Consider the following 20,762-nt stretch of genomic DNA (forward strand, 5'->3'; position numbering starts at 1 on the left):
GCGCCCATCACGGCGTCGCCCGGCTCGGCGAGGCGCATCAGGGTGAGCCGTGCGAGCCTGTCGCTCATCGTTCTTCCCCCAGCCAGAGCCCCAGCGCGGAGTTGGTCTCGTGGAGCTCCGGCCGGTCCTTGCCCGCGAGGTCGGCGAGAGTCCAGGCCACCTTGAGAATCCGGTCGAGACCCCGGGCGCTCAACCGGCCGCTGTCGAGATGCCCGAGCAGCGGTGCCATCGCCGCGGGCGGCGGCCGGTATTCGGTGTGGAGGGCTCGGGCGGGCACCTCCGCGTTGCACCGCCACGGCGTGTTCGCGAACCTTTTGGCGGCCCGCTCACGCGCGAGCAGGACCCGCTCGGCCACCACACCGCTCGACTCGATGAACCGGCGGTCGGCGAGGAGCTCGCGCCTGGTCGAACGGAACAGGCCGACCTTGACGTCCACCCGGTCGAGCAGCGGGCCGGAGAGCCTCGCGAGATAGCGACGGCGGGCCGCGGGAGCGCACGCGCACGGGTCGTCCGGGGTGGAGGGCCGCGCGCACGGGCACCTGTTGGCCGCCAGCACCAGCATGAACCTGGCGGGGAAGGTCACCGACCCCAGCGCCCTGGAGACCGTCACCCGCCCCGATTCGAGCGGCTGCCTGAGCGCGTCGAGAACGGTCGTCGAGAACTCGGGCGCCTCGTCCAGGAAGAGCACTCCCCGATGGGCGAGTGAGACCGCCCCCGGACGGATCATCCCGCTGCCGCCGCCGATGACGGAGGCGACGGTCGCGGTGTGGTGGGGCGCCACGAACGGCGGACGGACCAGCAGAGGGCGATCCCTGGGCAGCACACCGGCGACCGAGTGGATGGCGGTCACCTCCAGGGCCTGGTCACGCTCCAGAGCGGGGAGCAGGGTCGGCAACCGCTCGGCGAGCATGGTCTTGCCGGTGCCGGGAGGACCGAGCATCCAGAGGTTGTGTCCTCCGGCGGCGCAGATCTCCAGCGCGCGACGGGCGAGCGGCTGCCCCGCGACGTCTCCCAGATCGGGAGCGTCGCCCGGACCGTCCCCGGCATCGGGAGCGTCTCCGGGACCGATCTCGCCGGGAAATCCCGGCGGGAGCGGGACCGCTGCCCCCGAGCCCCGATCTCCGGCACCGGCACCGGGCTCTCCTCCGCAGACCGCTCCGGCTCCTCCGGCACCTCCGGCACCTCCGGCACCGGCGCTTCCGGCGCCCGGATGGAGACCCGCCACCGGTTCGTCGCTCCGCAACCAGCTCACCAGCGCGCCCAGCGTGGTCGCGGGAACCACGGTCACCCCCGGCACGAGACCGGCCTCGGTGGCGTTACGAGCGGGAACGACGACGGTGCGGGCACCGGCGGCGACGGCCGCCAGCACGGCGGGGAGCACGCCCCTCACCGGCCTGACCGAGCCGTCCAGGCCGAGCTCGCCCAGGAAGAGCGGCTCGGCGACCCTGGCGGCGGGCACGAACCCGGCCGCCGCGAGCAGGGCCATGGCGATCGCGACGTCGAACAGGCTTCCGCGCTTGGGCAGGCTGGCGGGAAACAGGCTGACCGTGATCCGGGCGTCGGGCCAGGCGTAGCGGCTGTTGACCAGGGCGGAACGGACCCGGTCCCGGGCCTCGCTCAGCGCGGTGTCGAGCATGCCGATGAGGTGGAGACCCGCCACACCGCTGCCGACATCGGCCTCGACCTCGACGAGACGGCCGGTCACCCCGACCAGGGCGACGCAGCGCGTGCGTGCGACGGCCACTCACCCCACCCCCCGCGGGGAGCGAACGATCCACGACAGGCCAGGAGACATCGACAGACCGGAAGGCTTCGGCACGCCGAAAGAGATCGACACGCCGGGAGGCGCCGGCAGGGCGGGAGGCATCAGCACACCCCCCGCTCGTGACGGACGACGAAATCCCCGGCGAACCGCTCCAGGGCGACGACGTCGACGCGGATCGCGTCGAAGCTCTCCTGACGCCCGGCGAGCCAGCCGGCCGCGAGCCTGTGCAGGCGAGCGACCTTCGCGTTGGTGACCGCTTCGAAGGCCGTGCCGTGGCTGCGGCCCGAACGGGTTTTCACCTCCACCGCGACGAGCGTGCGCCCCTCCCGGGCGACGATGTCGATCTCCCCGTCCGGGCACCGCCAGTTGCGATCCAGGATCTGCAGGTCGTGTGCCAGCAGATAGTCGACGGCGATCTGCTCACCGTGCTTGCCGAGCTCATCCTTCGCGGCCATGGAACCACCTCCGGTCCCAGACCTTCGCTCAGCTCACCGCACCCCCGAGAAGCCGAACGCGATTCTGTGGAAATCCGGCAGGGCACGAGACATGGCTGTGGACAACGTCTCGCGGCCGCTCAGCCGCACCATGAGGGCTCGAAGGGCTCGGCCCCGCCCACAGTGCACCCTGACCCTCCAGCCCCGTGGACGGCGCCCTCAGGGCCGCCGAGGAAAAGCCCAGGGAAAACGGCCCGGGAAAAGGGGGGCCGGGAGAACCTCTCACGGAGGCCGCTCAGGAGGAGAAGCCCTCCTTCGGCATCTCCAGGTCGGGCTTGGCGAGCTCCTCGACGTTCACGTCCTTGAAGGTCACCACGCGGACGTTCTTGACGAACCTCGCCGGGCGGTACATGTCCCAGACCCAGGCGTCCTGCATCTTCACGTCGAAGAACACGTCACCGTTCTCAGCGGTGCGCACGTCGAGATCGACGGAATTGGTGAGATAGAAGCGCCGCTCGGTCTCCACCACGTAGGTGAAGAGGCCGACAACGTCGCGGTACTCACGGTAAAGCTGCAGCTCCATCTCGGTTTCGTACTTTTCGAGATCCTCTGCGCTCATACCGGTCCTCCTGTTAAACGCCCACCCCGGCCCGCCCGATCAGACGGCACCGGCCCCCACTTCATTCTCACCCATCACCTCGCCCGCTCCTGACCGCGCCACCGTCGAGAACGAGAAGCGGTGATCCGGACACGGACCGTAGGTGCTGAGAGCCCTTCGATGATCGGCGGTGCCATACCCCTTGTGCACGGCGAATCCGTACCGGGGATGGCGTTCGTGCAGCGCCACCATCATCTCGTCCCGCGTCACCTTGGCCACGATCGAGGCCGCGGCGATGCAGGCCGCGACCTGATCTCCCTTCCACACGCCCAGCGACGGTGCGGGCAGGCCGGGAACGGGGAACCCATCGGTCAGAACGTAGCCGGGGTGACAGGGTAACCGTGCCACGGCCCTGCGCATTCCTCCGATGTTGGATCTGTGGAGCCCCCGGGCGTCGATCTCACCCGGCGGGATCACCACCACGCTCACCGCCTTCGCGGTCACCGTGATCCGCTCGAACAGCGACGCGCGCCGGGAGGCCGTCAGCAGCTTGGAGTCGTCCAGGCCGTCGATCATCCGGTCGCCCAGCACCACGGCGGCGACCACCAGCGGCCCGGCGCAGGCGCCCCGGCCCGCCTCGTCGACTCCCGCCACGGGACCGAGCCCGCGGCGGCTGAGAGCCCGCTCGTAGCCGTACAGTCCCGAATCCCGCCGGACCACACTGGGTCTGGGGCGAAACGCAACCGTCATGGCACCACAGGTGACAGAGCGACCATGACCAGAGAGTACGCCCCCTCCGGGGCATTCGGTACCGCTATCTCACCTTGAGGAAGCTCTCCGGTCTCGAAAGGACCGTGGCCCTGGAGAACGGCCAGTAGATCGCGACGGCACGGCCGATGACGTCGCTCTCCGGAATCGAGCCCTCTCCCTGCCGCTCCTCGTGGGCGCGCGAGTCGGCGGAGGCGGTCCGGTGATCGCCCATGACCCACAGCCGCCCCTTGGGGACGACCTTCTCGAACGGCTCCCCCGAGGGGAAGTCGCCGGAGAAGAGGTAGGAACCCTCTTCGAGCGGCACCCCGTTGACGGTGATCCGCTGCTTGGCGTCACAGCACTTCACCGTGTCACCGCCGACCGCGATCACCCGCTTGATGGTGTCCTCGTTGTTCCAGCCCCTGAAAACCACGATGTCGCCACGCTCGGAGTCGCCGTGCAGCTTGTTGACGACCACCCGGTCACCCACCAGAAGGGTGTTCTGCATCGACTCCGACGGGATCCAGAACGACTGGAAGACGAAGGCCTGCAACAGCAGCGCCACCACCACCCCGCACACCAGCAGGAACAGCGACTCGCGCAGGCCACCGCCCTTGCCGCTCTTCTCTTTCTTCTCAGCCTCGGGTTCTACGGTCATGAGAGGGGGCTACCGCCTTGAGAGCCGACGACGACGCCACAGCACCAGCGGCACGGCACCCGTGAAGCCCGCGAGGAGCGGAGTGGCCCCTCCCAGGGCCGCGGCGGCCTTGAGGGCCGGCTGGCCGAAGGTGTCGGGAATGGGAAGGGTCGTGGCCCTGGAGAACGGCCACACGATCACGAAGGCCCGGCCGATCACCTTGTCCACCGGGATCGTCCCGCCCCCGGGATCGCCGAGGTGGGAACGGGAGTCGAGGGAGACCAGCCGGTGGTCGCCCATCACCCACAGACGCCCCTCCTCGACCTTGGCCTCGAAGAAGCTCTGGGAGGGCACGTCGCCGGGGTAGAGGTAACCCTCGTCGAGGGGGACGCCGTTGACCGTCACCCGGCCCTGGGCGTCACAGCACTTCACGGTGTCGCCGGCGACGCCGATGACCCGCTTGATGTAGTCCTTCTCACCGGGGACCACGCCGAAGGCGGTGCCGACCCAGCGGAAGAACCCCGCGACCGGGTTGGACGGCTCCTCGATGGGAACCTCGGGATCCCAGGAGTCGACCCCGGAGAAGACCACCACGTCACCGCGCTCGATGTCGCGGACGCGGTAGACGAGCTTGTTGACCAGGACCCGGTCGTTCGTGAGGAGGGTGTTCTCCATCGACTCCGACGGGATGTAGAAGGCCTGGATCACGAAGGTCTTGATTATGAGGGCGAGCACCAACGCCACGACGACCAGGACAGGCAACTCCTTCCAGAAGGAGCCCTTCTTCTTGCCCTTGCCGTCGTCGGCGGTCTTCTGAGTGTCTTCGGCGACCACGTCCACCTCGTCCTCGACAGGTCGACGCGAGACCGCGCCGTACTCCCGGTCTTCGCTAGTCATCGCTGACGAGCCTAGATGATGGGCGGTACCCAGCGCTTGAGTGACGGGGTACCGCATAGCCATGCGTATTGCCATAGGAGGTCAAACCTCCTTACATGCGACTGGCCCGCTCCCCGGTGAAAGGGAGGCGGGCCAGGTCGGGAGACGCTGACGCGCCTAGCGGGCGTCGCGCTTCTCGCGGATGCGGGCGGCCTTGCCGCGCAGGTCACGCATGTAGTAGAGCTTGGCGCGGCGGACGTCGCCACGGGTCACGAGGGTGATCTTCTCGATGACCGGGCTGTGAACGGGGAAGGTCCGCTCGACACCGACGCTGTAGCTGACCTTGCGGACGGTGAAGGTCTCGCGGGAGCCGCCGCCCTGGCGACGCAGGACGAAACCCTTGAAGACCTGGACACGGGACCGGCTGCCCTCGATGACCCTGACGTGGACCTCAAGCGTGTCACCGGGCCGGAAGTCCGGGACATCGGTGCGAAGCGCGGACTTCTCGAGCTCGCTGATCAGCGTGTGCATGGCAGTGGTACCTCATTTACGAGCGCACACGGAGGTCCATCCGGCCGCGACGGGGCGGCATCGCGATGGACACGCGTACTGAAGTGGACTATGTCTCGGAGCTGGCCGGCCGCGATGAGACCGGTCTGGGGACCGGATGGGCAGTCGGCGGCAACGCTTCAGTCTGCCATATTTTCCCGACCGACCGGAAATCAACCGGTCAGAGCGGCCGGACCGGCCGGACCCGTCCCGGGCAGGTCCAGCTCCGCCAGGGCCCGCCTGTCGTGCTTGTCCAGGCTCTCCGGGTCGAGCGCCGCCAGCAGCTCGGGCCGGTTCCTCGCGGTACGGCGCAGCGCCTGGTCCCGCCGCCACCGGGCGATCTTCCCGTGGTGCCCGGAGAGCAGGATCTCCGGCACCTCGTGCCCCCGCCACTCGGGCGGCTTGGTGTAGACGGGGCCCTCCAGGAGGTTCTCCATCGCGCCGGGCGCGAAGGAGTCGTCCACGGCCGAGTTGACGTTGCCGAGCACGCCCGGCAGCAGCCGCCCGACGGCCTCGATCATCACCAGCACCGCCACCTCGCCCCCGGCGAGCACGTAGTCGCCGATGCTGACCTCGTCCACGCGCATGCGGGCGCCGTACTCGGCCATCACCCGGGAGTCGATGCCCTCGTAGCGGGCCGGGGTGAACAGCAGCCACGGCTCGGCGGCGTACTCCATCGCCAGCCTCTGGGTGAAGGGCACGCCGCTGGGGGTCGGCACGATCATCCTCGGCGGGTCGGCCGGGCCGGAGGCGAGGACCGCGTCGACGGCCTCCCCCCAGGGGCCCGGCTTCATGACCATGCCGGGACCGCCGCCGTAGGGGGTGTCGTCCACGGTGCGGTGCACGTCGTGGGCGTGGTCGCGGAGCTGGTGGAGGTGGACGTCGAGGATGCCGCGCTCGCGCGCCTTGCCGATGAGGGAGACGTCGAGGGGGGCGAAGTACTCGGGGAAGATGGAGATGACGTCGACGCGCATGTCAGACGATCTCGTCCGGGTCGAGGAGTCCGGCGGGGCCGTCCACGACGAGGATGCCCTTGACGAGATCGACCTCGGGGACCAGCGCCTTGACGAACGGCACGTAGACCTCGGTGGTCCCGGCCCCTGCCCCGGCCTTGCCGCGCCGTACGACGAGCAGGTCCTGGCCGTGGTGGAGCACGTCGGACACCTCCCCCACCGTCTCGCCGTCGGGCTTGACCACGGTGAGGCCGATGAGCTGGTGGTCGTAGAACTCGTCGGGGTCGTCGGAGGGCGGGATGTCGTCCGAGTCGATGACGAGCATGGTGCCGCGGAGCTCCTCGGCCTGGTCACGGCCGGTCACGCCCTCGAACCTGACCAGCAGGATCCCGGAGTGCCAGCGGCGGGACTCGACGACCAGCGGGCCCGCCGACACGGGGTCGGTGGCCAGGGCGGTGCCCGGGGCGAAGCGCCGGTCCGGCTCGTCGGTGCGCACCTCCACGGACACGTCCCCGCGGAGCCCGTGCGGGCGGCCGATCCGGCCTACGACGAGCTGCACGCCCGCCTCCTCACGTAGTGGTGTCTATGGAAAGCAGACGGGCCACCCACACTGGGCGGGTGGCCCGTTCGCTCGATGGACGCGTCTCGCCGGCTAGCGGGCCTCGTTCAGGTCGAGAAGATCGACCCGGACGTACTTGCCGTCGCCGAGGGCGTTCACGACCGTGCGAAGCGCCTTGGCCGTACGGCCGCCGCGGCCGATGACCTTACCGAGGTCCTCGGGGTGGACCCGGACCTCAAGCACACGCCCGCTGCGGATGCGGCGAGCGTGAACCTGGACGTCGTCAGGATGCTCGACGATGCCCTTCACCAGGTGCTCGAGGGCCTCCTCGAGCACCTCAGGCCTCGCCTTCCGGCTTCTCCTCGGCGGCCGCGGTGGGCTCAGCCGGGGTCTCGGCGGCGGCCTCTTCGGCCTTGGGGGCCTCTTCGGCCTTCGGAGCCTCGTCAGCCTTGGGAGCCGCCTTGCGGGTCGACTTCTTCGGCGTGGTGGCGGCCTCCAGGGAGAGCGCCTCCTTGGCCGCGGCCTCGTAGACGGCGTGACGGTCGGCCTTGGGCTCGGCGACCAGGAGCGGAGCCGGAGCCGGCTCGCCCTTGAACTTCTGCCAGTCGCCGGTGAGCTTGAGGAGCTTGAGCACGGGCTCGGTCGGCTGCGCGCCGACACCCAGCCAGTAGGCCGCCCTGTCGGAGTCGACCTCGATGCGCGAGGGGTTCTCCTTCGGGTGGTACAGGCCGATCTCCTCGATCGCCCGGCCGTCACGCTTGGTGCGGCTGTCGGCGATGACGATGCGGTACTGCGGGTTGCGGATCATGCCGAGCCGCTTGAGCTTGATCTTGACTGCCACTGGTGTGGTCTCTCCTGCATTAGAGCGTGGGTGAGCGGCGTCTCATCGAGTGGGGCACGAGGAGAGGACCGATCGAGGGACAGGCATGGCACGCGGGAGTGAGAGGGCAACCACGTGTCACGATGTTCCAACATGTCATTGTGCCAGACGCGCGGGGGTGCCCGGCCAACCCGCGGCCATCCGGTACGGCGGCCGGAGGGCAAATCTCGGTAATCCCCGTGTGTCCGGGCCCCCGGGCGGGCCGGCCTGGTGCGCTAAATGGCCGCCGTGGCAACCACCCTCAGATCTCTGCTGCTGACCGCGACCGGATCCGTCACCGTGCTGGGCGCGGTGCTGGCCATCAGGGCGACGACCCCCGCGGGCCAGGCCGACGTGTCCCCGCCCCCCGTCTCCTCCCCTGCCGGAACCCCCACCGGAACTCTCGGAGAGAACCTCGGAACTCTCGGAGAAGACCTCGGAATCCTCGGAGGGGTCCTCGGGAACCTCCGAGGGAGTACCGGAAGCACCGGGAGCACGGGAACCGCCGGGGTCTCGGGACCTCTCGGCCCCCTCGAACCCCTCGGAACCGGCCGGGACCACGTCACCGGACACTCCCAGGTTCCGTGGGGGGCGCCCGGATCACCCGCACCACCGGCCGGGCCGGGCACCCAGGCCCCGGAAGCTCCCGTACTGTCCGGGACGGTCGCTCCGTCCCGGCTCCCGGCTCTCCCCTGGAGGGCCACCCGGCAGGAGGCGCCGCTCCCCGCCGGGGCGCCCGCGCGGCGTGGAGACCCCGTCACGCCGGAGGCCGTGCCCGGGACTCGGTATCCGAGGGACCCGAAAGACCCGAGATACCTGAAGGACCCGAGAGACCCGAGGACCCCGCGGGGAAGCGTGATGCCGCCGAAAACACCCGGCTCACCGGTGGTCCCGGTCCCGTTCGGGGCCTCGGTCCCGCTCGGGATCCCGGCCCTGCCGGGGATCCCGGTCCCACCGGGATCTCCCGCACCGGCCCTGCTCTCACCGCCCCTGCTCACGCGGTTCCCGTCGGCCTCGCCGTTCCGGCCGCTCTCGTCGTTCCCGTCGCTCGCGCCGTACTCGACGCTCGGGCCGTACTCGACGCGCGGGCCGTACTCGACGCGCGGGCCGTACTCGACGCGCGGGCCGTACTCGACGCGCGGGCCGGAGGGCGGCGGGCTCCGGTGGGAGCGCTATTTGGGGCGTACCCCGAGGAGTTCGAGCACGGCGACGAGGATGAAACCACCGACGATGATCACCCAGATCCACCTGGCACGCGAGTGGAAGCCGTCGTCGCTCATTACTGCCCGGGGAGCTTGAACTTCGAGGGGTCGAAGCCCGGCGGCAGCTCCAGGCCCGGCGGCAGCTGCTGCCGGGAGCCCAGCTTGCCGAGGAGGCCGTTGCCCGCGGGGGTCGCGGGCTCGTCGGTCTTGTCGGCGGCGGCCTTGCCGAGCGCCGCCTTGCGCGGGTCACCGCTCACCCTGCGCCCCTTGGCCGCCTTCTTCTGCGCGGCCTTGCCGGCCTTGCGGCCGCCCGGCATGCCGGGGATGCCCATGCCGCCGGCCATCCGCTTCATCATCTTCTGGGCGTCGAAGAAGCGGGTGACCAGACCGCTCACCTCGGTCACCGTCACGCCGGAACCCTTGGCGATGCGGGCCCGGCGGGAGCCGTCGATCATCTTCGGGTTGTGGCGCTCGGCTGGGGTCATCGAGCGGATGATGGCGGCGATGCGGTCGAGATCGCGGTCGTCGACCTGGTTGAGCTGCTCGCGCATCTGCCCCATGCCGGGCATCATCCCGAGCAGGTTCTTGATGGGGCCCATCTTCTGGACCATCATCATCTGCTCGAGGAAGTCCTCCAGGGTGAAGCCCTCGCCCGAGGTGAGCTTGCTCGCCATCTTGGCGGCCTCGGCCTCGTCGAAGGTCTTCTGCGCCTGCTCGATCAGGGTGAGGATGTCACCCATGTCGAGGATTCGGGACGCCATCCGGTCGGGGTGGAAGGCGTCGAAGTCCTCGAGCTTCTCACCGGTCGACGCGAACATGATCGGCCTGCCGGTGATGTGGCGGACCGACAGGGCCGCGCCGCCGCGGGCGTCGCCGTCGAGCTTGGTCAGCACGACGCCGTCGAAGCCCACGCCCTCCATGAAGGCCTGGGCCGTGGAGACGGCGTCCTGGCCGATCATGGCGTCGACGACGAACAGGACCTCGTCGGGCGAGACCGCGTCGCGGATGTCGGCCGCCTGCCTCATCAGCTCCTGGTCGATGCCCAGGCGGCCCGCGGTGTCGATGATGACGATGTCGTGCTGCTGCCGCTTGGCGTGGTCGATCGACTGGCGGGCCACGGCGACCGGGTCGCCGACGCCGTTGCCCGGCTCGGGCGCGTAGACCGCGACGCCCGCGCGCTCGGCCACGACCGAGAGCTGCTGGACGGCGTTGGGCCGCTGGAGGTCGGCGGCGACCAGCAGCGGCGTGTGGTTCTGCTCACGCAGCCAGCGGGCCAGCTTGCCGGCCAGGGTCGTCTTGCCCGCGCCCTGCAGGCCCGCGAGCATGATGACGGTCGGCGGGTTCTTGGCGTAGCGAAGCCGCCGGGTCTCGCCGCCGAGGATCCCGATGAGCTCGTCGTTGACGATCTTCACGACCTGCTGCGCCGGGTTCAGCGCCTGGGAGACCTCGACGCCGCGGGCGCGTTCCTTGACCTGGGCGACGAACGCCTTGACCACGGGCAGCGCGACGTCGGCCTCGAGCAGCGCGATGCGGATCTCGCGGCAGGTCGCGTCGATGTCGGCCTCGGACAGCCGACCCTTGGATCGAAGGGAGGAGAAGACCGATGTCAGCCGGTCGGAAAGCGTCTCGAACACGTGATTGGCCAGCCTCTGCGCTACAGGTCTGCGACTCGACCTCCCAGCCTATCCGCTGGGAGGTGCGACTGACGCCCTCCAGCGGTCAGCGGCCCCAGCCGGGGACGGCCATCCGCATGGTGAGCGCGTGCTCCACAAGCGTGATGAGCGTGGCCTTCACCGCGTCGCGCGAGCGGGCGTCGGTCCGGGAGATGGGGATGTGCGGGGCCAGTGTCAGCGCCTCGCGCACCTCCTCCTCACCGTGGAGGTAGGTGCCGTCCCAGCCGTTGACCGCGACGACGAAGGGGAGCTTGGCCTCCTCGAAGTAGTCGATCGCCGGGAAGCTGTCGGCCAGCCGCCGGGTGTCGACGAGCACGATCGCGCCGATCGCGCCGCGGACCAGGTCGTCCCACATGAACCAGAAGCGGTGCTGACCCGGCGTACCGAACAGGTACAGGATCAGGTCGCGGTCCAGCGAGACACGGCCGAAGTCCATGGCGACCGTGGTGGTGGTCTTGTTCGGTGTGAGGCCGAGATCGTCGATCCCGGCGCTGGCGTCGGTCATCACCGCCTCCGTGGTCAGCGGCAGAATCTCCGACACCGCCCCCACGAAGGTGGTCTTGCCAACACCGAATCCCCCGGCGACGACGATTTTCGTCGATGTCAGGCCGCCGCCGCGGCTAGAGCCTGCGAAGTCCACTGAGCACCCTTTCCAGCAGGTTGAGATCCGGCTTGCCCGCGTCCAGCTGCGGCTGGTGGATCTGCACCAGGCCCTCGGCGGCCATGTCGGCCACCAGGATCCTGGTCACGCCGAGCGGGATGCGAAGCATCGCGGAGATCTCAGCGACCGAACGCACTTGCCGGCACAGGGCACTGATCCCCTGATACTCCGGGGTGCGGGTGGATAAATCATGATGTATGGAGGTCGCCGAGGAGACCAGGGCCTCCAGGGCGAGTTGGGTCCGGGGGGCGGTGCGCCCCCCGGTAACGGCGTACGGACGGACGAGGGAGCTCTGCTCCGACGGCGCCGAGTGCATGAGATGGGAAGGACCGCCCTGATGCCGGTGGGGGTCGTCCATCGATTGATAGGGATACCCGCCGTGCGGGTCGCCCTCACCGGTCCAGCCGCGGCCTGCCACGACAGCCTCCTAGCGTCATCGCCGTCACCGTGAGTGGGAAGACTGCAGTTCGGCGCGGACTGCCGGGGTCAGCACCTGACCCGCCCGCTCGACGAGCATCGTCATCTGGTAGGCCACCAGCCCCATGTCACAGTCGGCGGCGGCGAGCACCGCCAGACAGGAACCGTCACTGATGGACATGATGAGGAGCAGCCCTCGCTGCATCTCCACCACGGTCTGGGTGACCGCACCACCCTCGAAAACCCGCGAGGCACCCTGGGTCAGGCTGATCAGGCCGGCCGCGACCGCGGCCAGCTGGTCCGCCCTGTCCCTGGGAAATCCGTCCGAGTACGCCAACGGCAGACCGTCGGCTGACACGACGACCGTGTGCGCCACACCTGGGACGTTGTTCACAAAGTCGGTGATCAGCCAATTGACCCCCCGGGCGGCCTGGCTCATTTCGCGCACGTGTCATCCTCCTTGGCGACCATGATGAGCTCGCTCACCGGTCCTCCTTGTTTCCTTCAACATCCCGGCCGAAGTCGGGATACGGCCGCCCGTCCCCGGCGCCGCCCCTGGCGGCCGCGCGGCCCTGCCGTACTCCCTGCTGGAAGCTCGCCAGCCTGCTGCGCACCGCCTCGGGAGAGACAGTCGGCCGGTGCACGGGAGTCTGGGGGGCCGCGCTCAGGTCGGGCGCGGCCGTACCGGGTACCAGGTTCGCCTTGGGCACCCGCTTGGGCAGGCCGGAACCGGTGACCCCGCCGAGCGAGGGCTCGCTGGCGGCCTTGGCGGCCTGCCAGCCCACGTCGGCGGGCGACGACCACCCGTTCCCCGAGGCGGGGGCGGCCGGTTGCGAGAGCTGGACGGTCTCCTGGGCGGCCTGCGCCTGGGGGACCTCCTCTGCCCGTTCCTGGACGACCGGGGCCGGCTCGACCTTCTTGAACCAGTCGGACTCGACGGCCGCGAAGATCGGCAGGAACTCCTCCTTCGCCTCCTCCATGGGGGAGGCGTCGGGGATCACCGGCAGCGGGCCGGTGTTGTCCGCCGGGTCGAAGACCCGCCGTCCGAACGGCCCGGAGTTGCCGGTGGACGGCCAGCCTCCGGAGTCGCCGCGCGAGGAGGTGGACCAGACGTCGGAGCCGGTGTCCCTGCTCTGCTGACCACCGGGCCAGACGGGGGCGTCGCCGCGCGGGGCCACGTTCGGGCCCGTGGACCACACCCCCGCGTCACCGCGGGGACCGCCCTGCCCCTGCCGCCACCCCGAGGGGTCGGGCTGGGAGGCGTTCGGCCAGCCGTGGCCGGGGTCGGCGCCGGGCGGCGGTACCTGTCCCGGCCAGGGGGTGTCGACGGGTGCCTGCCCGAACTGGCCGCCTCCGAAGGGAGGCTGCGAGGCCTCGAAGGAGTTGAACTGCTGCCCCATGTCGAAGGAGGCGAACGAGTTCTGGTGGGCGGCCTCGAACGAGGCGAAGGACGGGATCGGGGGGGCGGTGGGACTGGCCAGCACGGGCGGGCGGTCCATGGAGGCCATGGATCCGGCCCAGTCGCCGCTCTGCATGCTGGGGGAAGGCCCGCCCGGGCGGTTGGTGACGGCGAGCAGGTTCTCCGGGAGCAGGACCATCGCGGTGAGGCCGCCGCTGTCCTGCTGCCTGAGCTGGACGCGGATGCCGTGCCGCAGGGCGAGGCGGCCGACCACGAACAGGCCCATCCGGCGGGAGACGGAGACGTCCACCACCGGCGGGTTGGCCAGCCGCCAGTTGGCCTGGGAGAGCTCCTCGGCGGTCATGCCGATGCCGATGTCGGTCACCGAGACCATCACTCCGCCGCCGTCGATGCGGTTGCTGGAGACGATGACCTTGGTCTCGCGGGGGGAGAAGGAGATCGCGTTCTCCACGAGCTCCGCGACCAGGTGGACGACGTCGTTGACGGAGGTGCCCACCACGGACACGCCCGCGGACAGCTGCAGGTCGACGCGCTCGTAGTTCTCGACCTCCGACAGCGAGGCGCGGACCACGTCGATGAGCGGGACCGGCTGGCTCCACCGGCGGGCGGGTTCCTGGCCGGCGAGGACCAGGAGGTTCTCGGAGTTGCGGCGCATGCGGGTGGCGAGGTGGTCGAGCCGGAAGAGGCTGCCCAGCCGGCCCTCGTCCTGCTCGCCCTGCTCCAGGCTCTCGATGAGGGAGAGCTGGCGTTCGACCAGGGTCTGGCTGCGCCGGGAGAGGTTGACGAACATCGAGTTGACGTTGCTCCGCAGCGTGGCCTCCTGGCCCGCCAGCCGCACGGCCTCACGGTGGACCTCGTCGAAGGCCCGCGCCACCTCACCGATCTCGTCGTCGGAGGCGACACCGATCGGGGTGATGTCGGCGGTGGAGACCTCGCCGCTCTCGCGCATCGTCTGGACGGTCTCGGGGAGACGCTGGCCGGCGATGGACAGCGCCTCGGTACGGAGCCTGCGCAGCGGCCTGACCAGCGACCGCGCCATGATGGCGGTGACGATCAGGACGAGGAGGAGCAGCAGTCCACTCAGCCCGGCGGCGATCAGCGCGCCGCGCTGCTCGGACGCCTGCAGGTCCGCGCTCTGCATGATGAGGGTCTTGGCGACCTGCTCCTCCACCGCGCGCATGCGGTCGATGATGTCGGTGGAGGAGTCGAACCAGGACTGCAGGTCGCTGAGCTCGCTGTTGGAGACGTCGACGTTCACCAGCGGCCGGCTGTTGAGGGCGAGGAAGACGGCGCGGGCGCGCGTCGCCGCCGCGCGGTCCTTCTTCGGGCTGCTCACCGTGTCGTCGTAGAGCTGGCGCTGCTGGATCGACGCCTCGGAGCGGAAGGCCGCGAGCTCGCTGTCGAACTGCGCGCGGGCGGCCAGCATGGCGTCGAGGCCCTCGGCGCTGAACCCCCTGACGACGAGGGCGGCGGCGAGGTTCGCCCGCTCCCTGGACACCTGCTCCTTGGCCCTGGTCAGCGCGGCGAACGCGGCCGCGCCACCCGTGAGGTTCTCATCCGAGACACCCTGGATGATCTCGTCGTGCAGGGCCATCAGGTCCACGATGGTGCGGGAGTACATGGCGATCGTGGGCTGGGCCGGCAGGCTGGTGTTCGCGCCCGCGGCCAGTTCGCGCATGCTCTTGAGCTCGTCGATGCGGCGGCGGATCTGGGTGAGCTCGGTCTCGCCCCGGGTGCCGAGGGCCTCCAGGAGACCGCTGTCGGCCATGGCGTTGTTGACGAGAGGGCTCACCTGCCCGACGACCTGGTCGACGGACCCGTACTGCTTGCGCAGGGTCGCCTTGCTGCCGGCCTGCCTGCCTCCCGCCACGTGCCGGGCCGACAGGTCTCGTTCGAGCTGCAGTTCGTTGATCAGGTCGCTGAGACCGGCGGTGAGTTCGGCGGTGGTGCGCACGCGCTCGTACTCGGCGGCGCTGCTGATCGAGCCGGTGACCCGCAGGCCGCCCAGCACGATCGCGGCGACGGTGGGAATGACGATGAGCGCGATCAGCCGCGATCTCACCCGCCAGTTCTTGAGCGCGAGCCGGCCGCCGTTGCGCGCGGACTTCTCTGAGTCGCGACCGTCGAGATCCTGACCCGGGCCGCTCTGCGGCCGCCCCCCCTGATTGTCGAATCCCAGGGCAGGTGCCAGCCCGGATTCGCGTTCGCTGGGGATTGACGCTGTCCTCACTGGCCTCCGCTGCCTCTCCTCGGATCGTCTGCTTGGAGGGGATCGCGTCACGCAATGATGTGCGAGTGACGCCGACGCATCCATGGGGTAGGGGTTATTGGAGCACAGCCGGATGAGTTCGGCCAACAGTACATAACTCGCATTCTTCACCTAACAGGCACACAGCATCCGCAACCGGGCGATGACTCTCCGTCCTGTAACCGCAAACTTCCACAAAGTTGCGAAACAGATTTATTGACTTCTCTGACTATGCCCGCTAAGCCCGCACATCCCGCGATTGATACGCGTGAGGCGACTGGGAGCCCTGTGGCCGTTTTGCGGCTTAGGGGCGAAAGAGGAGATATTTGTAATTTGACTGATCTACTCCGCTACTCTGTCCGCGGTCGGCATACCCCCCTTGACCACCATGCCTCCCGGGACCCCCTCCATGTCGCCCGATGAGTCACCGCGAGTTCCGGCAGGGGCGGTCAAACGCAGCTAAGGAGACCCATGAGGTTCAAACTTGCGAGCCGGGCCGTCATCGCGGGAGTAGCCGCAGCCCTCGCGCTGAGTGCCTGCGGAAACTCTGACACGCCCGACGACTCCGTTTCCGCCGCCAACGCGGGCGGCCTGGAGAAGACCAGCCTCACGATGGGGGCCCTGCCGATCCCCGACTCAGCGGCGCTCTACATCGCCAACAAGCGGGGCTTCTTCAAGGAGGAAGGGCTCACCGTCAAGATCGAGCCGGTGCCCGGAGGCGCCCAGGCCCAGCAGGGTCTCATCGGAGGCACCTTCGACGCGACGCAGACGAACTACGTCTCGACCTTCCTCGCCGTCTCCAAGGGCCAGAAGATGAAGATCATCTCTGACCTCTACCAGGCCGCCCCGAACTCGTTCAACCTCATGGTGCCGAAGGACTCCGGGATCAAGACGCCCGCGGACCTCAAGGGCAAGAAGATCGCGGTCAACAGCAAGCAGAACATCGGCACCCTGGCGGTGACGACGGTGCTCAAGACGCACGGCCTCACCGACAAGGACGTGGAGTTCGTCGAGTTCCCCTTCCCCGAGATGGGGGCCCAGCTGGCCAGCAAGACCGTCGACGCCGCCTGGATGACGGAGCCGGCCCTGACCGCGGCGCAGAAGAACCTCGGCGCCCAGAAGCTCGCCGACACGATGGTCGACTCCACCGCCGACTTCCCCATCGCGGGTGTGGCCGTCACCGAGAAGTTCGCCGCCGAGAACCCCAAGACGGTCGCCGCCTTCCAGCGCGCGGTCGCCAAGGCCCAGCAGATCGCCGCCACCGACCGCAAGGCCGTCGAGGAGATCCTGCCGACCTACACCAAGATCGACGCCGCGACCGCGGCCGTCATCACGCTCGGGTCCTTCCCCACCAGCCTTGACGAGACCCGCCTGCAGCGCGTCGCCGACCTCATGCTCGAGCAGGGGTACCTCACGAGCCCGCTCCAGGCCAAGGCCATCCTCCCCGGAAACCTCGGGTGACAAGGCGCAACCCGCTCGACAGCAGACTGCTCTGCGGCGCCCTCGGCGTCGCAGGGCTGTTCTGCGTCATGGAGGCCGCGGGCCGGGCCGGGCTGATCGACCCGCTCGCGTTCCCGCTGGTCTCCACGGTGCTCGGCCGGGCGGTCGCTCTCGTGGCGGACGGGGAGTTCCTCTCCGACGTCGCCTCGACCCTCGGCGCGTGGGCGACCGGGCTGCTGATCACGGTCGCCATCGCGGTGCCCGCGGGGTTCCTGCTCGGCACCCTGCCCCGCGTGGAGAACGCGCTGCGGCCGATCGTGGAGTTCCTGCGCCCGATCCCGTCGATCGCGCTGATCCCGCTCGCTCTCGCCGTGTTCTCCGACAGGTTCGACATGAAGGTCACCCTGGTCGTCTACGCGGCGACCTGGCCCGTCCTGATCAACACGATGTACGGCCTCAAGGACGTCGACCCGCTCGCCAAGGAGACGCTCCGCAGCTTCGGGTTCGGGAAACCGGCCGTGCTGTGGCGGGTCTCCCTGCCGAGCACCGCGCCCTTCATCGCCACCGGCATCCGGCTGGCGTCGGCGATCGCGCTCATCGTGGCGATCAGCACGGAGCTGATCGGCGGCGGTGCCGACGGCATCGGCAGCTACGTCCTGGAGAGCGCGGGCGGCGTGAACGCGACGGAGTACGTCATCGCCGCCGCCATGTGGGCCGGCGTCATCGGCATGGTCACCAACAGCCTGTTCGTGCTCGCGGAGCGGCGGCTCTTCCGCTGGCACACCGCCCGTACGGAGGTGGTGTGATGAGCGGCGCGATGCGTGTCGCCGGCCGGGTGTGGCCGGTCGTGGTCGTCGTGGCGCTGTGGGAGCTGCTCACCCGCTACCTGGAGATGCTGAGCTTCCCGCCTCCGTCGCAGATCGCCACCAGCGCGTACACGATGTGGCTGACCGGCCCCGCGGAGCGGTTGTGGCTCACCGACGCGGCGCTGGAGAACGTTCCCGCGAGCGTCGGCCGGCTGCTGGCCGGGTGGGTGCTGGCCGGGGTCGTCGGGATCGCGCTCGGGGTCGCCCTGGGCCGCTCCCCGCTGCTCTTCCGCCTCGTCGACCCGCTGGTGCAGTTCGCCCGCGCCATTCCCCCGCCCATGCTGCTCGCGCTGTTCCTGGCGCTGTTCGCCATCGGCCCCCGGATGCAGATCAACTTCATCGCGTTCGGCATCGTCTGGCCGGTCCTGATCAACGCCTGCGAGGGGGCCAGGCACGTCGACCGCCAGCACCTGGACACCGCGCGTGTCTTCGGGCTGACGGGCGGCGAGCGGCTGTTCCGGATCATCCTGCCCTCGGCCATGCCGAAGATCTTCGCCGGGCTCCGGGTCAGCCTGTCGCTGGCGCTCATCCTCATGGTGCTCTCCGAACTGATCGGCAGCACCGACGGGATCGGCTTCCAGCTCCTGGACGCCCAGAGGTCGTACGACTTCCCCGGCGTGTGGGCGACCATCGTGGTGCTCGGCGTCCTGGGATACGCGCTCAACTCGGCGTTCCTGGCGGCCGAGCGACGTGTCCTGTCCTGGCACCGATCCGCCAAGCAGACGACCTGAGGACCTGCTGTGCTCGAAATCACGAACCTGTCCCATACCTACGGCAGCGGGCCGACCGCGCACAACGCGCTGGGCGGCGTCGATCTGAGGGTCGCCCAGGGTGAGCTGGTGTGCGTCGTCGGCCCCTCCGGATGCGGCAAGTCCACCCTGCTGCGCTCCATCGCGGGGCTGATCCGGCCCACCGGCGGCCAGGTCACGCTCAACGGCGTCCGCGTCGAGCAGACACCCGACAACCTGGCCGTGGTCTTCCAGGACTACAGCCGCTCCCTGTTCCCCTGGATGTCGGTGGCCGACAACGTCTCGCTCCCGCTGCGCCGCAGGGGCCTGGACAAGCGGCGGCGCAGGGAGTCGGCGCTGGAGGCGCTGGAGGAGGTCGGGCTGCAGGGAGCCGCGGCCAAATACCCGTGGCAGCTGTCGGGCGGCATGCAGCAGCGGGTGTCCATCGCCCGCGCGCTGGCCTACCGTCCGGCGCTGCTGCTGATGGACGAGCCCTTCGGCTCCGTCGACGCCCAGACCCGCGAGGACCTGGAGGACCTGACCCTGCGGGTCCGGGGCCTGCACAACATGACGATCGTGCTGATCACCCACGACATCGACGAGAGCGTCTACGTCGGTGACCGCGTCGTGGTCCTGTCCAAGGCCCCCGCCGGGATCGTGGGCGACCTGCGCGTGGACCTGCCGGGGCCGCGCGACCAGATCACCACCCGCGAGCACCCCGACTTCGTGCACCTGCGCGCCGAGGTCGGCCGCCTGGTACGCGGCAGGCGGAGCCCGACGGCCTCGGCCCCCTGAGCCCGGCCCTCCCCGCTCCCGGCACCGGCCCCCGCCCCGGGCTCCCGGTCCCGGACCGCGGTGGGCACGCTCGCGGGCCCACCGACGGGCCCGGCTCCCCGGTGCCGTGAAGACACCCGCCGGAGCCGGCGCCCCCCGCCCGGGCGCACCGGCTCTCCGGCGTGGACGCCCGACCCGGACGTGCCGGTCCCCCTCACGGATCCGCACGCCGTACAGAGAGGATCTCCATGAGCAACCCACAGGCACCGGTCTGGGACGCGATCGGCGGCGTCTCCCGCTTCGCCGCCCTCGCGACGATGGCCGAGCTCGGCTGCGCCGACCACCTGCGCGACGGGCCCCTGGACGTCGACGAGCTCGCGCTGCGCTGCGGCGCCGACGCGCCCGCGCTCGGCAGGGTGCTGCGCGAACTCGCCTCCATGGGCATCGTCGCGACGGTACGGCCCGGCGTGTACGAACTGACCGAGGCCGGAGCCACCCTCCGCGACGACGTGCCCGGCTCGTTGCGCCCGGCGGTACGGATGATCTCCGAGGAGGGCTTCTGGTACGGCATGGGCAAGGTCCCGCAGACCGCCCGCACCGGCAGGTCGGGCTTCGCCGAGCGGCACGGCCCGCTGTACGGCTACCTCAAGGCCAACCCCCGGGCCGGGGCCCTGTTCAACGACTACATGGTGGTCCGGGCGAAGCCCTTCGCGGAGGCGGTCGCCGAACGCTACGACTTCTCCGGCGTGCGCACACTGGTGGACGTGGCCGGCGGCAAGGGCCACATCCTGGCCTCCGTTCTGAACCGGTATTCAAATGTCGCGGGCGTTCTTTTCGACCAGGAACAGGTGGTCGACGACGCCAGGCGATTCTTCGCCGAGGCCGCTCTTGAAGACCGGTGCAAATTCGTCTCCGGCGATTTCTTCGCCTCGGTACCCGAGGGCGGCGACGCCTATCTGTTGAGCAGCGTCATCCATAACTGGTCCGACGAGGACTCCGTGCAGATTCTGCGCAATGTCCGTAAGGCCATTTCCGATGACGGCCGGGTGCTGTTGGTGGAGGCCGTGGTGCCCGAGGACGACCGGCCGCACATCAGCAAGGACATCGACATGCGCATGCTCGCCCTGTTCGGGGACGGCATGGAGCGCAGCGCCTCCGAGTACGCCGCACTGCTGGAGGCCTCCGACTTCCGGCTCAGCCGGCAGGTGGAGCTGCCCCAGGGAGCCTCCATCGTGGAGGCCCTGCCTGTGTGACGGGCCTGTGTGACGGGCCTGTGTGACGGGCCTGTGTGACGGGCCTGTGTGACGGGCCTGTGTGACGGGCCTGTGTGACGGGCCTGTGTGACGGGCCTGT

The 20,762-nt window shown here is 69.9% G+C and carries 21 protein-coding genes; 5 read left to right on the forward strand and 16 right to left on the reverse strand.

Annotated features, from left to right (window positions below; all coding sequences use genetic code 11):
* Window positions 1-64: 64 nt before the first annotated feature.
* From ACFFRH_RS29105 to ACFFRH_RS29180, 16 genes are all read right to left on the reverse strand, one after another.
* Window positions 65-1,744, reverse strand: a complete 1,680-nt coding sequence (locus ACFFRH_RS29105; protein ID WP_344746397.1) for a YifB family Mg chelatase-like AAA ATPase — start codon at window positions 1,742-1,744, stop codon at window positions 65-67.
* 122 nt (window positions 1,745-1,866) lie between these two features.
* Window positions 1,867-2,220 (reverse strand): YraN family protein, encoded by a 354-nt coding sequence (locus ACFFRH_RS29110; protein WP_344746398.1) that lies wholly within the window; start codon window positions 2,218-2,220, stop codon window positions 1,867-1,869.
* A 274-nt stretch (window positions 2,221-2,494) separates the two neighbouring features.
* Window positions 2,495-2,818, reverse strand: a complete 324-nt coding sequence (locus tag ACFFRH_RS29115; RefSeq protein ID WP_030511723.1) for a DUF2469 domain-containing protein — start codon at window positions 2,816-2,818, stop codon at window positions 2,495-2,497.
* A 39-nt stretch (window positions 2,819-2,857) separates the two neighbouring features.
* The gene (locus ACFFRH_RS29120; protein ID WP_386160957.1) at window positions 2,858-3,547 is read right to left on the reverse strand and encodes a ribonuclease HII; all 690 of its coding nucleotides are present in this window, start codon (window positions 3,545-3,547) and stop codon (window positions 2,858-2,860) included.
* Window positions 3,548-3,611: 64 nt separating this feature from the next.
* The gene (gene lepB / locus ACFFRH_RS29125; protein WP_344746401.1) at window positions 3,612-4,205 is read right to left on the reverse strand and encodes a signal peptidase I; all 594 of its coding nucleotides are present in this window, start codon (window positions 4,203-4,205) and stop codon (window positions 3,612-3,614) included.
* Between the two features lie 9 nt (window positions 4,206-4,214).
* Window positions 4,215-5,081 carry a signal peptidase I gene (gene lepB, locus ACFFRH_RS29130; protein WP_344746402.1) on the reverse strand — a complete coding sequence of 289 codons (867 nt, stop codon included), beginning with the start codon at window positions 5,079-5,081 and terminating at the stop codon, window positions 4,215-4,217.
* 156 nt (window positions 5,082-5,237) lie between these two features.
* A complete protein-coding gene (gene rplS / locus ACFFRH_RS29135) occupies window positions 5,238-5,591 on the reverse strand; it encodes a 50S ribosomal protein L19 (RefSeq protein WP_344746403.1) in 354 nt (117 codons plus the stop codon).
* A 191-nt stretch (window positions 5,592-5,782) separates the two neighbouring features.
* Window positions 5,783-6,583, reverse strand: coding sequence for a tRNA (guanosine(37)-N1)-methyltransferase TrmD (trmD, locus tag ACFFRH_RS29140; RefSeq protein ID WP_344746405.1), 801 nt, complete (start codon window positions 6,581-6,583; stop codon window positions 5,783-5,785).
* A gap of 1 nt (window position 6,584) precedes the next feature.
* On the reverse strand, window positions 6,585-7,121 hold the full coding sequence (gene rimM / locus ACFFRH_RS29145) for a ribosome maturation factor RimM (protein WP_344746406.1): 537 nt from the start codon (window positions 7,119-7,121) through the stop codon (window positions 6,585-6,587).
* 93 nt (window positions 7,122-7,214) lie between these two features.
* Complete coding sequence (locus ACFFRH_RS29150) at window positions 7,215-7,457, reverse strand: RNA-binding protein (protein ID WP_329091253.1); 243 nt, start codon at window positions 7,455-7,457, stop codon at window positions 7,215-7,217.
* 1 nt (window position 7,458) lies between these two features.
* Complete coding sequence (rpsP, locus tag ACFFRH_RS29155; RefSeq protein ID WP_344746407.1) at window positions 7,459-7,962, reverse strand: 30S ribosomal protein S16; 504 nt, start codon at window positions 7,960-7,962, stop codon at window positions 7,459-7,461.
* A gap of 1,297 nt (window positions 7,963-9,259) precedes the next feature.
* Entirely contained in the window at window positions 9,260-10,816 is a 1,557-nt protein-coding gene (gene ffh / locus ACFFRH_RS29160) for a signal recognition particle protein (RefSeq protein WP_344746408.1), read from the reverse strand.
* 85 nt (window positions 10,817-10,901) lie between these two features.
* Window positions 10,902-11,462 carry a GTP-binding protein gene (locus tag ACFFRH_RS29165; RefSeq protein ID WP_031158879.1) on the reverse strand — a complete coding sequence of 187 codons (561 nt, stop codon included), beginning with the start codon at window positions 11,460-11,462 and terminating at the stop codon, window positions 10,902-10,904.
* Between the two features lie 13 nt (window positions 11,463-11,475).
* A complete protein-coding gene (locus ACFFRH_RS29170; protein ID WP_350975940.1) occupies window positions 11,476-11,874 on the reverse strand; it encodes a DUF742 domain-containing protein in 399 nt (132 codons plus the stop codon).
* Between the two features lie 84 nt (window positions 11,875-11,958).
* Window positions 11,959-12,372: a roadblock/LC7 domain-containing protein gene (locus tag ACFFRH_RS29175; protein ID WP_326646986.1), complete on the reverse strand. Its 414-nt coding sequence runs from the start codon at window positions 12,370-12,372 to the stop codon at window positions 11,959-11,961.
* Window positions 12,373-12,415: 43 nt separating this feature from the next.
* The gene (locus tag ACFFRH_RS29180; RefSeq protein WP_344746409.1) at window positions 12,416-15,415 is read right to left on the reverse strand and encodes a sensor histidine kinase; all 3,000 of its coding nucleotides are present in this window, start codon (window positions 15,413-15,415) and stop codon (window positions 12,416-12,418) included.
* 657 nt (window positions 15,416-16,072) lie between these two features.
* Here ACFFRH_RS29180 and ACFFRH_RS29185 point away from each other — a divergent pair.
* The 5 genes from ACFFRH_RS29185 (at window position 16,073) to ACFFRH_RS29205 (ending at window position 20,662) form a co-directional block, all read left to right on the forward strand.
* Window positions 16,073-17,062 carry an ABC transporter substrate-binding protein gene (locus ACFFRH_RS29185; protein ID WP_344746410.1) on the forward strand — a complete coding sequence of 330 codons (990 nt, stop codon included), beginning with the start codon at window positions 16,073-16,075 and terminating at the stop codon, window positions 17,060-17,062.
* A complete protein-coding gene (locus ACFFRH_RS29190) occupies window positions 17,059-17,847 on the forward strand; it encodes an ABC transporter permease (RefSeq protein WP_344746411.1) in 789 nt (262 codons plus the stop codon). Before ACFFRH_RS29185 ends, ACFFRH_RS29190 begins: the two co-directional genes overlap by 4 nt.
* Window positions 17,847-18,638: an ABC transporter permease gene (locus ACFFRH_RS29195; RefSeq protein ID WP_344746412.1), complete on the forward strand. Its 792-nt coding sequence runs from the start codon at window positions 17,847-17,849 to the stop codon at window positions 18,636-18,638. Before ACFFRH_RS29190 ends, ACFFRH_RS29195 begins: the two co-directional genes overlap by 1 nt.
* Window positions 18,639-18,647: 9 nt before the next feature.
* On the forward strand, window positions 18,648-19,430 hold the full coding sequence (locus tag ACFFRH_RS29200) for an ABC transporter ATP-binding protein (protein WP_344746413.1): 783 nt from the start codon (window positions 18,648-18,650) through the stop codon (window positions 19,428-19,430).
* Window positions 19,431-19,657: 227 nt separating this feature from the next.
* Window positions 19,658-20,662, forward strand: a complete 1,005-nt coding sequence (locus tag ACFFRH_RS29205; protein WP_344746414.1) for a methyltransferase — start codon at window positions 19,658-19,660, stop codon at window positions 20,660-20,662.
* Window positions 20,663-20,762: the final 100 nt, after the last annotated feature.

The organism is Streptosporangium vulgare (assembly GCF_042428775.1).
Taxonomy (GTDB): Bacteria; Actinomycetota; Actinomycetes; order Streptosporangiales; family Streptosporangiaceae; genus Streptosporangium; species Streptosporangium vulgare.